Source organism: Variovorax glacialis, assembly GCF_051216375.1.
Taxonomy (GTDB): Bacteria; Pseudomonadota; Gammaproteobacteria; order Burkholderiales; family Burkholderiaceae_C; genus Variovorax.
Genome location: NZ_JBPJZT010000001.1, coordinates 759398 through 772477 on the forward strand (window position 1 = coordinate 759398; position 13080 = coordinate 772477).

A 13080-nucleotide genomic window follows, 5' to 3' on the forward strand; every position below is an offset into this window, starting at 1 on the left:
GGTCAGGCCTTCTTGACGACTTCGGTGGCGACTGCCTGCGTGTAGGTGATCTTCATCTGGTCGCCTACCTTGACGCCGATCAGTTGCGTCGGGTCCTTCAGGTGCACCTCGGTGAGGTGGCCGTGGGGGCCAAGCACCGTCACGTTGCCTTGTGCCTCGTTGATGGCCCAGATGTTGGTGACGACCGTCGTGCGTTCGACCGCGGCTGCGCCCGGCATGCCCGCGCTACCCGCTGCGTCTGCTGCCACCGTGCGCGCAGCCATCCGGATGCCGTCGCCCTTCTGGAAATCGAGCGCTTCGGCGCGCACGTAGGTCGCGTCGACCGAGTCGCCCACCTGGATCTTGTCCAGGCCCTTGACCGCGCTACCGGCCTTCACCGCGAACTCGTTGCCTTCGGGGCCCTTGAGTGTGATGACGCGGTTCTTCATGTCGATGGCGGCAACCGTGGCCGTGATCGTCACGGCCTTGGCCATGTTGCCGGCGTCCATCACGCGGATGGGCTGCTGAACGGGTTGCTGGGCGAACGCCGCTCCGGTGAACACCACGGTGGCGCAAAGCGCGCTCATTGCAAATCGATTGAACTTCATTTGAGGTAACTCCTTGGATGGGTGGCGAGATGGATCGCCTCGGTATGGACATCAGACTTCGTTTGACTCGACGACGCGAACGCATCGGGGAGTGACTGAATGCTAGGTTCCGGTGCCGCAGGCAAGTTTTCCCGCCGTACCAGTTCTGTTCGCCGTGTCTCAAGGCGGGCGCGAACGATCTGCCAGCCAGTGCGCGTCGCCGGTGATGGCGGTTCATCGTCAGCGCGCCCTGGGACACGGAGAACAAAGCTGGGACCACCGGCAAACCCACGCCTGAGTGCGAAACCTAGCATTCCCACACCCCGATGCCTCGCATCCAACGTGTCAAGGAAATGCTCATGCAACCAGCTGTTTGCGGCAGTCAAAGCAGCCCCTCCGTGCCTCACATCGCCATCGTCGGCGCCGGCATCGCCGGGCTCGCCACGGCCTACCGTCTTCGGCAGGGCGGCTTCGAGGGTCCGCTCTCCGTGCTCGACAAGGGCCTTTCGTCGGGCGGGCGCCTCTGGTCCGAGAGCGTCGCTGGCGACCCCCTGGTCATGGAGTACGGCGCAGGTCGGTTCCACGCGCAGCGCCATCGCCGGCTCAACGCGCTCTGCGATCAGTTGAATCTTCCGGTCGTCCCGTTCGACTACCGCGCGTGTCCTTCGTCGCAGCGCAGCGAGTCACGCGAGGGCATACGACGTCGTTGGCACGGCGTGCTGGTCGAACTGCTCGAGGCCGCACGTTCGCAGGTCGGCGAGTATGTGAGTTTCGCCAGCTTCAGCGCCCATGTCCTCGGCGCTTCGACCGCCTTCCAATTGCAGTCGATCTGCGGCTACGACTCGCTCTTCAATCCCGCGTTGCCGGTCGAAGCGGGCTTGAGCATCCTCACGCATCACCCGGAGACGCAGTACCTTTTCGAGGGTCACACGGACCATTGGTGCACGCTGCGTGATGGCTTCCAGTCACTGCCGCGCGCATTGGCGGCCGAGTTGCAAGGCACTGTCGACTTCCGGTTCGACACCGCGCTCGAGCGCGTCGAACCGCTGAACGATGGCTCGTACCGGCTGCGGCTCGGCGGGCGTCGCACGGGCACGTTCCAGGAGATGCGCGCCGATCAGCTCGTGCTCGCGACACCGCTGCAGGACTTGCGACGCATCGATGGGCTCCAGTCGCTGATGCCGAAAGACGTATGGCGGCGACTCGAGTCGATTCCCTTGCTCAAAGGCTGCATTGCCTTCGATCGAGCGTGGTGGCGCAGCCCGGATGAAGCGCAATGCGTCATCGCCGACACACTGCTCCGCAAGGTCTACGTGACACCCGGAAGCAACGCGCTGTGGTTCTACTGTGATGGGGCCAGCGCCCGCAAGCTGCATTCGATGCTGGAGGCGACCGGAACATTTCCGATGCAGCTTCTCGAAAGCCACCTGGGCACGCCAATACCGGCCCGGGTGCATGCACGCAGCCATCGATGGAAATTCTGGGAGAACGGCATCAGCTTCTTCCGGCGTTCCGGGGAGTCATCCTCGTACGCAGACTTCGCGCAGCTGGCGCCCGGCATCTCGATCTGCTCCGACATCTGCACCGATCACCTCGGCTGGGTGGAGGGATCGCTCGCGAGTGCCGAGGCCGTCGCAGCCCATGGGCACCGACTCGCATCGTCGAGCGCGACGCCGCATCGCGACCGCCGCCTTCTTGTGCAACGGGGATAGACCGTGGAACAGGCATCACTCGACATGGCGGCGGTGTGGACCGGCCGCGCCTTGGGGGGCATCGTCGTGCTCCTGCTGCTCGCCGACGGGCTCGTCAACCTGTTCGCACCGGAACTGACCTCGAAGGCGATGGTCGCCACGGGCTTTCCGCTGGCACTGTCGCGTCCGCTCGGTGTCCTGATCCTCGTGTGCGCGGCGCTCTATGCCGTTCCCCAGACGAGTGTCCTTGGGGCGATCCTCGTGACCGGCTTTCTGGGGGGCGCGATCTGCGCGCACTTCAGGCTCGGCCTCTTCCTGTCGCCGCCCCAGGTCGTGAGCCTGCTGCTCGGCATCGCCACGTGGGCCTCCCTCTATCTCCGGTTCGGCGCTCTGCAGGCCCTGCTGCCCTTCGTTCGCTAGCGGGCACCACGCGTGCGCCATTCATATCGCCCTCTCGCAAAGGAAACTGACATGACCTACACGCCCTATCACGGGCGCCTCCCCAATGGTGGCTGGAAATGACCGCGCCGGACCCCACGCCGCGGCGCGACGCGACCATCGCCGAAGCGCTGCTCGCCGTCGAAAGCGTGCTCGTGCGCGCGACCGCGGTCACCGCCCACGAGTTGCGTCGTGTGCATTCGATCCACCTGCCCGCGGCCGACGTGCTGCTGATGGTCAACGACGTCCTGAACGACGTCAGCGCACAGGAGGACGGCAGCCAGCGCAGCGACCATGAGATCGAACGGCTGATCGTCGACCACACGATTGCCGCGGTGCTCGCGGCGCGCGCGACCTTGCTCGCAGGGCGCAGGCGCTAGTCGCCATGTTTCTTCGCGTCGCTTTCGTTGTCCTGCGGATCGCGGCGGCGGCCCTGCCAGCGCCGGTCCGTGTGCCCGCAATGCCCGCCGCAGATTGAAAGTTTTCACCCATGAATGCGCTATGGAAGTGCAGGACCCGGCCGAGTCTGTCGGCCCCGAGGAGTTGAACGATGAATGACGACGCGCTGAAGCGCCTGATCTGCCTGGGCTGCGGCTTTGTCTACGACGAAGCACTGGGCCTGCCCGAACACGGCATCCCGCCCGGCACCCGGTGGTCCGAGCTGCCGGACGATTGGCACTGCCCCGATTGCGGGACGCCGAAGCAACATTTCGAAATGGTCGAGCTGCCCTATGCCGCTGGCCAACCTGCGGCGCATGCCGCTGCCTGAGCGAGAAGGAACGAAGATGACCCACACCAGTTTCGTGATGCGCGCCAACGAGCGCGGCTACGACAAGTTCCTCTCGACCGGCGAGGCTTCGTCGTACATCGGCGGCCACCCGGAGGCGATGCTGACGCGCCATTCGAGTTTCAACTTCGGCCCGTACCAGCAGGGCATGCCGGGCTTCGGACGCGTCCGCGTCTTCGGCGACGAGGTGTTCAGCGGCGCGGGTTGCGGCTACAACATCCATCCCCACCACAACTTCATCATCTGCGCCTTCGTGCTGCAGGGCACGCTCACGCACATCAACACGGTCGGCAACATCGACCAGTTGATGCCGGGCGACTTCTATGCCTTCTCGGCCGGCTCCGGCGGCAAGCACTGCGAGATCAACCTGCGACGCGACGACGTCCACGTGATCTACATCTGGATGCTGCCCGACCAGCTGCTGCTGCCGCCGTCCTATGGGCGCAGCCACTTCGATGCGCTTGCCAACCGCAACCGCCTGGTCACGCTGGTCGGCAACGCGGATGGCGCCTTGCGGATCTCGCAGGACGCCAAGGTCTCCCGACTGGTGAGCGACAAGGCGATGCCGCTCGCCTACCAGCCGACCTCGAAAGACCACGGCGTCTATGTCTTCGTGCTCGAAGGCGAGGCGGAATGCAACGGCACGAAGCTCGGCCGGCGCGACAGCGTGGGCGTCTGGGGCGGCGAGCCGATCCAGCTGCGCACCGGTGCGCAGGACTGCGACCTGCTGATCGTCGAGACCGTGCGCTGAACGCACATCAGAAAGGAATCAACCATGCCGATCATCCAGCTTCATCACCCCGCGGGCTCGCTCGACAAGGGCCGCAAGGCCGCGCTCGCACAGCGCCTGACCGATGTGCTGCTCACGATGGAGGGCGGCGCGAAGACCCCGGGCGGCCTTGCCTTCGCGTCCGTCCTGTTCACCGAGGTGCTCGAGGGCGACTGGTGGGTGGGCGGGTGCAGCGACAGCACCCATGGCGCGCCGCCGGGCCGCTTCCTGGTCCATGTCAGCATCCCCGAGGGCTACATGAACCAGGCGCACAAGAGCGAAGTGCATGCCCTGGTCCATGGCGCGATCGTCGAGAGCGCCGGGCCGGGCTCGGGGGCCGGCGTGCTGGTGATCATCGACGAGGTTCGCGAAGGCAACTGGGGCGCTGGCGGCCAGACGATCGGCATGCGCCGGATCTCGAAGGCGGTGGGGCTGTCGCCAGACAGCGAGCGTTTCCAATGGGTGCAGGCCTATTTCGATGCCAAGGCGCGGCAGTACGCACAGGCGGGCTATCCCACGGACCTCGGTGGATTGCTCGTGGCAGCGCCGCAGACCGCGACGATCACCGTGCCGAGTCCGGTCACCGGCGCATCCCGGCCAGAACGCGCTCCAGAGGCGTCTGCGAGACGCTGAGGGCGCCCGAGCACGGCGCATCGATTCCGACCCAATGAGGAGCGGGATCGTTTTCCGGATCGCCCTTGCGCACGCACGCCAGGCGTCTCGATCCCGGAGCGCTGCAGTATCGTGACCCATCGAAGCAAAGGAGACGTCCCTGTGATCATCAAGACCCAACAAGACGTGACGACCGCGGTGCTGGCGGAGTTGGCACGCAGCGACAACCCGCGCTTCAGGCACATCATGACGGCAGCGGTGCAGCACCTGCACGGCTTCGTGCGAGATGCCGGGCTGACCGAGGCCGAGTTCCACCAGGCCTGCGGCCTGATCGCCAAGCTCGGCCAACTCACCACGGCGTCGCACAACGAGGTGGTGCTCATTGCCGGCTCGCTCGGCATTTCGTCCCTGGTGTGCCTGCTCAACAACGGCGACCACGGCCAGACGGACACGACCGCCAACCTCATGGGACCGTTCTGGCGCCTCGACTCGCCCGTGACGGCGAACGGGGAATCGATCGTCCGCTCGCCCACGCCGGGCGCGCCGATCTTCGTCAACGCCTGGGTGCGCGACCCCGGGGGGCGGCCGGTGGAAGGTGCCGAAGTCGACGTGTGGCACACGTCTGCGGAGGGCTTCTACGAGAACCAGGACCCGGGGCAGGCCGACATGAACCTGCGGGGCAAGTTCACGACCGATGCGCACGGCCACATCGCGTTCAGGAGCGTGAAGCCGGCGGGCTACCCGATTCCGTTGAGCGGCCCGGTCGGTGCGCTGCTGCGTGCGCAGGGCCGCCACAACATGCGCCCGGCCCACATCCATTTCATGATCTACAAGCCCGGCTTCAAGACGCAGTTCTCGCAGGTCTATTCGAGCGACGACCCTCGACTGGAAACCGATGTGCAGTTCGGCGTGACGCAGACCCTCGTCGGCCAGTACGTGCTGCATGCCGACGAGCCGGCGCCGGCCGCGGACGTCGGCGAACCGTGGTATTCGCTCGACCATCACTTCGTCATCGAACCCGGGGAGGCCAGGCTGCCCAAGCCGCCGATCACCGGCAAGGCGAGCGGCGAGCGGCCCGCCCTGCAGGTGCTCGAGCGCAAGGACTGAGGCGAGATGCCAGATTGCAGTTGAAACGAGGCCTGGCGCAGCGCGGGCCGGTGGGCCGGACCTGCCGAGCGCCGGGCAGGCCCTTGTAACTGGGGTGACTTACTTCAGGAAATCCTGCAGCGTCTTGCCGCTGTCGATGCCGGCCTTCAGCCACCGGGGCATCGGACCGCGGCCGGTCCACGAGTTGCCGGTGCCGTCGCTGTAGTGAACCTTGGAGGGTGCGCGCTTGGCCTTCTTCGCAGGCGACTTGGCGGTGGCGGCGCTGGCATCCACCTTGTCGATCGCAGCGGCGAGGTTCGTCCTGGTGCTCGACGACGCCCGGAACTCATCGATCGAGCGTCCCGCCGCCAGGGCATCACGCAGCCAACGCGGGCGCGGGCCGCGGCCCGACCATGCATTGCCGGCGCCATCGCTGAATTGGGCCGAGGCCTTTGCAGGCTTCTTCGTGGCCTGCCTGCTCGGCGCGGTACCGAGGCCCAGGTGGGCGGCGGTCAGTCCGTAGTGCGCGATCGCGACCTTGATCCGGTCGACGACGCCCTTGATCTCGCTGTCCCGCAACGCTTCGGCCTGGCGTTGTAGTTGCTCGATCTGCTTCTGGATCTGCTTGTAGGTTTGTGCCATTGCTTGCTTTACTCGTTCATGAACGAGAGTACTGACGACTCTCTGGGGCCGATTCTGCCACTCCCTGTGTGGAAGTGTTGCATGCGGCGAAGGGACAGGTGTGTAAAGCAACATCACCGACAGGCTTCACAGGTTGGCTGCGGACGCCCTCAGACGACGTCCGTCGGCGTGCTCACCACATGCTTGTAGCGATCCATCACCGCCACCTCGACGCCCAACCAGCGTGCCACTTCCTCGGGCGACGTTCCTCGGCGCAACTGCCGCATCGCGAAGGTGTGCCGGAGCTTGAAGGTCCCGCCTTCGTTGCCATCGAGACCTGCCTCCGCGAGCAGTTGTCTTGTTGCCGAGTAGTGGGATTGCTTGCTCCAGGGCTTGCCGGTCGCCGTTGACGGAAAGAGCATCGCACCCGGGATCCCGCGTTCCGAACGGACCTGGAGCCAGTGCTGCACCAGCTCGCCGGCCCAGGGCGCGATCGGCGTCTCGCGCGCCGGCGAGTCCCCGCTGGCGGGGATCGAAATCTTCCAGGGCCGATCTCGCACGCGGCCGCCGCGCGAGATCGGCGAATGCAGTGTGAGCGAGCGCACCTCGGCCGGCGTCAGGCCACCGCCCAGATGCAGCGCGACAGCCACGCGATTGCGAAGCTCCTGCCAAGTGAACGCCGCGTGGGCATCGCGACGGGCGCCGACCCCGGGGCGAGGGCGCGCGTTGGACAGGAACGCGATCAGGTGCTTCGCCTCGGCCACCGAAAGATATTCCGGCAACGGGTCGCTGCTGGCAGCCTCCGCATAGCGCACCTGTGGATTCTCGGCAAGCCAGTCCGAAGCGGCCGTATTCGGTGGTTCGTCGGACTGCGCCGCGTGGTGGCGCAGCACCCGATCGATCAGGCGAAGCAGTCGGAGCGCGTGACGTGGGGTGAGAGAGAGGTCGGGCCTCTTCATGCCAAAACGCGCGGATTGAAAGGCCTGCAGATCGCGCACGTCGAGTGACGCCAGCGTGACCGTCGGCGATTGGCTCAGGCACCAGCCCATGAAGCCGCGCCACATCTCGCGATAGACGTCGATCGAACCCGGTTGCCGTAGCGCGCCGCTTGCGCGCTGCTCAGAGAGCCACTGCTCGAAGGCGTCGCGCAGGGCCTGGTGGTCAGGGGCTTCGGCAAAGATTGAAAGGGATGGCATCCGGTCAATATACTGACCCTTTGAGGCAATGCCGCCTCCGCGGCAATGCCATCCCGACGCGCTCAATTCGTTACTGCACCAGCCGGCAGCTTCTCCGCGGGCATTCCGTGCCCGATCAGGGCGAACTGGATCTCGGGCGTGCTCAGGCAGACGCGGTCAGCGGCAACGGCGGGGTTCGGATGCAGCAGCGCAACCGCCATCGCCGCCACCGACAGTCCGCTTGTCAACCAAAACAGGCAGCGCGAAGAGAGTTTCATGGCCATGTGCTCCGGTGAAGGGGATCGCGCCGCGTGCGCGATTTGCATACCCGTGAATCTAGGCTTTCACCCCTGGTTGGCGGAGTACGCAGTGCACCGGGCCGATGTGACCTATGTCACTCGCCCGAGGACACTGGTCGTAATCGTGGCTTTTTTCATGGTTCCCGGGTCCTCGCCGGCCGCGCGGACGCCAGGCGAGGTCGAGCTGTGGCAAAACGACCCGCAAGTACAACGTCCATGAGCCCGGTGAAAACACGATCTCCTCTTCAGCTTGTCTCTCCAGTGCGCGCCGCGAACCGGAGCGCGAGCGTCCTGCCCCGTGGGCCCCAAGGTTGATGGTGGGCAGCGTCGACACGAAAGCGCAGATGGACGTCCCCGTGCTGACGATCACCGGGCCGGACAGGGCTCGCTATCGTCTCGGCGACCCGATGCACCTGCATGACGGCAAGGCGCACCTGGGATTCGTGGAGTCGGTTCGCGTCAGGCCCGGCGGTCATGAGGTCGAACTCGAGAACTTCCACCCTTTCAGTACCCCGCTGCGCCGCCGCGCCCAGCTAGGCAGGGTGGTTCTCGCCGAGGTGCTCCATTTCATCGTGGCCACGTTCCCGTCCGTGCAGTCGGTGCGGGTCACGTTGTCGAGCAGCATCGAATCGTTTCCGGGCGAGGGCATCGAGCTGGCGCGGATCCGGGCCGAGCTGCTCCAGAGCACAGGTTGCGAACACGTGACGATGGTTCCGAAGCCGCACGCGCGCTACATCGGTCACTTCGAGGTGAGCGCGATCTGGACCTACAGCGCCTCGAGTTCCGCGACCCTGGACGCCGTGCTGCGGGCAGAGCGTGCCGCGTACCGTGAATGTGAAAAGGACACGATGCCGACGGAGACGTCTGCACTCAGGCGCATGATCCAGCGCCTGTTGAGCCGGCGGTCATAGCCGCTGAATGACCCGCTTCGCCGGCGGCGGCGACCGACTCCCCGAGTCAGCCTACCGGATCGGCATCCTCGTTCTCGCCGACCGCGCGCGGGCCGACCCTTTCATCGGGCACCAGCTTGCAGAGCGCCACGCATCCGGCATCGAAAGCGTCGCCCCACGTCGCCGATGGCTCGTCGGCGGCGGCCAGCGCTTCCCAGACGCTCGCGTCTTCCCTTGACTCGACAAGCAGCCAGTAAAACTTGCCCGGCTCGGGCTCGTCGACGGTGATCGCGATTCTGCGCAGTTGGGTGGTCATCGGAGAGGGGCTCGTTTCACAGACAGGATATCCCCTGCCGCGCAGCAACCTTGCCGGAACCTGAACGGTCGCAAGGAGATTGGCGTCGGGTCGGCTGATCGGGCAGCCGCGTCCCAGGATGGCGTTCCATTGCCCGCGCGCCTCAGCTCAGCTGACTTCCTGCGTGCGGCGTCATAGCAGGCCGGCGCTTTGCGCCGCATCCACGACCGAGCCCGTCAAATCGCGGACCTGTGCGGCGAAGTCTGCGGAGGGCGAGGAGACGAAGGTCGTGCTCCACACCAGGCGCGAATTGGAAACGTCCGTGATGCGTCCCTGCGCAGCAAAGCCGGTCCCTCCCCAGCCGCTTCCGCCGATCGGTGCGCTCAAGCCGATGCCGCCCCCACCGCCGCGTCCCCAGCTGAAGCCACCGATGCCGATCGAGGCGCCAGAGAATCCCCCGCCGCCGACCACGGCGGGCGTAAGGGCGACGACCAGGACCGTCCGGGCGCCGATGCTCTGCGCGTCGGCCATCAACCGGCCATCCCGTTCGCCGCCGCTGGCCGGCGTATTCTCGAAACGCGCCACCACGGGGTTTGCGCCTCTCATCCGAAGCTGGCTGGAAAGCCAATCCTGACAGTTCTGCTGCATGGAAATGTCCCAGGCCTCGCAGGCCACGAGGACCTTCTCCCCGCGCAGGAGCCCGGAGTTGGCGCCGAGCGTTGGTTCGATCCATTCTCCCGATCGCTGGGGAACGGGCGATGCGCACGCGGCAAGGATGACGGTCGCCAACAACGAAACGCGTCGGAAACAGGACGAGACGACTTGCATGACGAGCCCCTAGTGCAACAGCAGAGGCACAGGGTGTGGCGCCGTGCGACGTTCGCAAGGAAGAAGGCGCAGATGATTGAGGTAGGAATCGGCCGCTAGTCGTTCGTCGGAGCGGCGGCAGACCCACCGACGATCATTGGCTAGACCTGTAGAAGTGAGCCCGGAACGGTATCGGCATTCCAGCCGAACCGGGCGCCCGACAGCTGGCCCAGCCACGGGCTGCCGGCGCGTTGGTGCCCGACCAGGGCCACCAGACCCGCGTCCATCGCCGAACTCCGGGTCGGCAGCGGACCCCGCGCGTAGTCGACGATGGAGTGTTCCTCGCCCTGGACGCCCAGATAGACGATCGTCCAGTAGAAGTGCCCTGCACTGGGCTGGTCCACGATCACTTGCAAGTCCCTGCTCATCGCGGGCGCTCCCTGATGTTGCGAAGGGACCATTGGGCTCGCCACGGAGGTGGATGGGGAGTGCGGATGTCACGGTTCGACGCGATTCCTTCTCGCGCCGATCAGCGCCTCGATGGACGCGGTGCCCAGCGCGACTGCGTCGTAGCGGGAGAACTCCTGTGACAGGCGCTTCGCGTGCTGGCGGAATGACGGATCCGCGATGACCTTTCGGACCGCGCCCCGCACCGCGTCGGGCGTTGGCTTCGACGTTCGAAGATTGATGCCGGCGCCGCTCCAGGCCACACGGGCCGCGACTTCGGGCTTGTCCTCGGTCGTGCCGGCGACGACGAGGGGTACGCCCTGCGAGAGCGCCATCTGCACGCCGCCGTATCCGCCGTTGGTCACCATCACCGAAGTTCGCGGCAGCAGGTCCGCGTAGGGCAGCAGCGAGGCGACCCGGACATTGCGGGGCACATGCGTCAGCCCGAGTTCCTGCGGCTGGCGGCCGCCGGTGGCCAGGACGACGAGCGCGTCCTCATCCGCGAGTCCTTCGACGGCGGGTGCGAAGAGATCGGGCTTCGCGTTGGCGATCGTGCCTTGCGACACACGGACCACAGGTCGCGAGCCGTCCAGTTCGTCGAACCAGACGGGTCGCTCCACGCCGCTGGGCGGGTCGACCGGAAGAATGCCGATGAAGTCGACGTTGTCCGGCATGTCGGAGCGCGGGTATTCGAAGCCGGGAACGGTCGGCAGGAGGAATCGCGAAATGTGCCGCGGCGCGTCGAACAGGAAGCCTGCAGGACCCAGACCGACGAGGGCACGGGTATGTTGCCAATGCTGCTGGACGCCGCGGAACACGACGTGCTCGACGAGCCAGTTGAGCAGCGCATTGCGCAGTCGGCCCGCCACCGTCGGCACAGGCGGCAGGCCGAGGCCGAACGGTGCCGTGTCCCGGCTGCGGAGTACGCAGGGCAAGACACTCAGGGTGGCGAGCGGAATGTCCAGGCGTTCATGAGCGATCCCCGCGCCGAACATCGTCGGGTCCGCGACGATGACCTCGGGCTGCCATTCACGAACGATCGCCTCGATGTCCGCGTATTGCCCCGGCGCGGCGTCGATGAAGATTCGCGTCAGGTCGAAGCGCAGTTGGTCGAGGCCTTTCAGGGCGGAGCGGCCTGGAAATTCCTTCTCCAGCTGGAGGTCGTCGTAGTCGCGTGCGACCGCGTAACCCGTGAAGCGCGCGCCGGTCGCCTCGATGCGGGCGGCATGTTTGCGGCCGCTGTACCAGCGCACTTCATGGCCGCGCCCGACCAGCGAGCGCGCCAGCGGCAGCAGCGGGTTGATGTGACCAATGACTGGCACGGTGGCGAAGAGGATCCGGGCCATGGCTGAGCACCTCATCAGGGAAAGCGCAGGCAGAGGATTGTCTTCCCGAGTGAGCTCAGGGACCAAGTGAGCGCTTGGCGGCAGGCCGCTGGGTCCGATGCTGCTACCCGGGCAGGGCTAGTTCCGCAAGGGTGTTTCGCCGCCTGCCAGGTACTCCGCGAGCAAGGCATCGTCGATCGCCACGGGGCCGCCCAGGACCTTGGTCAGGATGCCGGCCCGGCGCAGGCGCTCGACCGAGGCTCGCGCCTTGGCCGGTGTCGCCTTGCCAGGCAGGACCTTCTCGAGTTCGTCGAAGGTCGCCTTGCCCATCGGCGGCATTCCCCTTGCGATCGCGCGAAGCAGCGCGCGGTCGAAGGCATCGAACGGGACCAGCAGCGCGTTGAAGATGGATGCCTGGACGACCAGAAAGTGCTTCACGCCCAGGTCGACGTCCGTGATGCCTTCCGCGGACATGCCTTTCACGACATCCTTCAGCAGGCCCGGCTTGAAGCCGATGCGCGCATAGAGGGCCCGAAGATGGTCCATGGCCAGGGTCTTGGAGGGGTGCACGCTTTGGAAGTGCTCCGCCAGTTGCTGGAGGTATTCATCCCCCAGCGTCGGGAAGTCCATGATCTGGGCAAACTGGTACATCGGCGAACCTGCCGTCGACAGCATCCGCGCGAGGCCCTCCTGATTGGATCCCGTGAAGACCGCCTTGACGATGTCCCGGCGCTTGTGCAGAACCGCGCGCACCGCGGCGACGATGCCGTCGCCCTCGGGCACGTCGGCCAGCGTCTGGACCTCGTCCAGCATCAGCAGGATCGGTTTCCCCGCCGCGGCAGAAAGTCGCGTCACCAGGGCATCGAGCCGCAAATGGGGCTCGGCGGGCAAGGGTCGGCGCGCCGGCGCTTCGCCCATGTCGATGGAGGCGCCGATCAGGCCGACCTTCTTGATGGGCGTATGCCCGATGCGGGCCATCCGGGAATTCGGAACCAGGATGTCGTCCAGGGCCTCCTCGAGCGCATGGTTGATCGCGCCGAGCGGATCGCTCTTGTTCGCCCAGAGATCGGCATACACCGGAAGCATCCCGGCCTTCGCCGCCGCCGGCGCCAGGTCGTTGTCCAGGAAGTAGGTCTTCCCCACCCGGCGCGGCGCGAACATCGCCACAGGGCGGCCCGGCTGCGCGCTCAGAAGACCGATATAGGCCTTGGCCAGGTCCGGACGGCGGACCTGGAGATCGTCAAAAGTCTTGCTCATTGCTGCTCATTGTCG

General features: G+C 66.2%; 17 protein-coding genes. 8 read left to right on the forward strand and 9 right to left on the reverse strand.

The features are described from left to right. Positions 1-2 precede the first annotated feature (2 nt). Positions 3-587: a hypothetical protein gene (locus ACSFBL_RS03785; RefSeq protein ID WP_435514402.1), complete on the reverse strand. Its 585-nt coding sequence runs from the start codon at positions 585-587 to the stop codon at positions 3-5. A gap of 377 nt (positions 588-964) precedes the next feature. On the opposite strand from ACSFBL_RS03785, the gene ACSFBL_RS03790 reads away from it, so the two are divergent. From ACSFBL_RS03790 to ACSFBL_RS03820, 7 genes are all read left to right on the forward strand, one after another. Then, complete coding sequence (locus ACSFBL_RS03790; RefSeq protein ID WP_435514403.1) at positions 965-2278, forward strand: flavin monoamine oxidase family protein; 1314 nt, start codon at positions 965-967, stop codon at positions 2276-2278. A 3-nt stretch (positions 2279-2281) separates the two neighbouring features. Continuing rightward, a complete protein-coding gene (locus tag ACSFBL_RS03795) occupies positions 2282-2677 on the forward strand; it encodes a DoxX family protein (RefSeq protein ID WP_435514404.1) in 396 nt (131 codons plus the stop codon). Between the two features lie 98 nt (positions 2678-2775). Next, complete coding sequence (locus ACSFBL_RS03800; protein ID WP_435514405.1) at positions 2776-3075, forward strand: hypothetical protein; 300 nt, start codon at positions 2776-2778, stop codon at positions 3073-3075. A gap of 170 nt (positions 3076-3245) precedes the next feature. Further along, the gene (locus ACSFBL_RS03805) at positions 3246-3464 is read left to right on the forward strand and encodes a rubredoxin (RefSeq protein ID WP_435514406.1); all 219 of its coding nucleotides are present in this window, start codon (positions 3246-3248) and stop codon (positions 3462-3464) included. Between the two features lie 16 nt (positions 3465-3480). Further along, the gene (locus ACSFBL_RS03810) at positions 3481-4233 is read left to right on the forward strand and encodes a pirin family protein (protein WP_435514407.1); all 753 of its coding nucleotides are present in this window, start codon (positions 3481-3483) and stop codon (positions 4231-4233) included. Positions 4234-4257: 24 nt separating this feature from the next. Continuing rightward, positions 4258-4884 carry a tautomerase family protein gene (locus ACSFBL_RS03815; protein WP_435514408.1) on the forward strand — a complete coding sequence of 209 codons (627 nt, stop codon included), beginning with the start codon at positions 4258-4260 and terminating at the stop codon, positions 4882-4884. Positions 4885-5025: 141 nt separating this feature from the next. Next, positions 5026-5970 (forward strand): dioxygenase family protein, encoded by a 945-nt coding sequence (locus ACSFBL_RS03820; protein ID WP_435514409.1) that lies wholly within the window; start codon positions 5026-5028, stop codon positions 5968-5970. Between the two features lie 99 nt (positions 5971-6069). On the opposite strand, the gene ACSFBL_RS03825 is transcribed toward ACSFBL_RS03820, so the two are convergent. From ACSFBL_RS03825 to ACSFBL_RS03835, 3 genes are all read right to left on the reverse strand, one after another. Next, positions 6070-6591, reverse strand: coding sequence for an H-NS family nucleoid-associated regulatory protein (locus tag ACSFBL_RS03825; protein ID WP_435514410.1), 522 nt, complete (start codon positions 6589-6591; stop codon positions 6070-6072). A 149-nt stretch (positions 6592-6740) separates the two neighbouring features. Then, positions 6741-7766, reverse strand: coding sequence for a tyrosine-type recombinase/integrase (locus tag ACSFBL_RS03830; protein WP_435514411.1), 1026 nt, complete (start codon positions 7764-7766; stop codon positions 6741-6743). Between the two features lie 62 nt (positions 7767-7828). Beyond that, positions 7829-8029, reverse strand: coding sequence for a hypothetical protein (locus ACSFBL_RS03835; RefSeq protein WP_435514412.1), 201 nt, complete (start codon positions 8027-8029; stop codon positions 7829-7831). A 371-nt stretch (positions 8030-8400) separates the two neighbouring features. Here ACSFBL_RS03835 and ACSFBL_RS03840 point away from each other — a divergent pair, with 371 nt between their 5' ends. Continuing rightward, a complete protein-coding gene (locus ACSFBL_RS03840) occupies positions 8401-8955 on the forward strand; it encodes a hypothetical protein (protein ID WP_435514413.1) in 555 nt (184 codons plus the stop codon). A 46-nt stretch (positions 8956-9001) separates the two neighbouring features. On the opposite strand, the gene ACSFBL_RS03845 is transcribed toward ACSFBL_RS03840, so the two are convergent. The 5 genes from ACSFBL_RS03845 to ACSFBL_RS03865 form a co-directional block, all read right to left on the reverse strand. Next, on the reverse strand, positions 9002-9250 hold the full coding sequence (locus ACSFBL_RS03845; protein ID WP_435514414.1) for a hypothetical protein: 249 nt from the start codon (positions 9248-9250) through the stop codon (positions 9002-9004). A gap of 171 nt (positions 9251-9421) precedes the next feature. After that, positions 9422-10057 carry a hypothetical protein gene (locus ACSFBL_RS03850; protein ID WP_435514415.1) on the reverse strand — a complete coding sequence of 212 codons (636 nt, stop codon included), beginning with the start codon at positions 10055-10057 and terminating at the stop codon, positions 9422-9424. A 140-nt stretch (positions 10058-10197) separates the two neighbouring features. Continuing rightward, entirely contained in the window at positions 10198-10464 is a 267-nt protein-coding gene (locus tag ACSFBL_RS03855) for a hypothetical protein (protein WP_435514416.1), read from the reverse strand. A 69-nt stretch (positions 10465-10533) separates the two neighbouring features. Then, positions 10534-11829: a glycosyltransferase gene (locus ACSFBL_RS03860; RefSeq protein ID WP_435514417.1), complete on the reverse strand. Its 1296-nt coding sequence runs from the start codon at positions 11827-11829 to the stop codon at positions 10534-10536. Positions 11830-11946: 117 nt separating this feature from the next. Then, the gene (locus ACSFBL_RS03865; RefSeq protein ID WP_435514418.1) at positions 11947-13065 is read right to left on the reverse strand and encodes a hypothetical protein; all 1119 of its coding nucleotides are present in this window, start codon (positions 13063-13065) and stop codon (positions 11947-11949) included. Between the last annotated feature and the right edge of the window lie 15 nt (positions 13066-13080).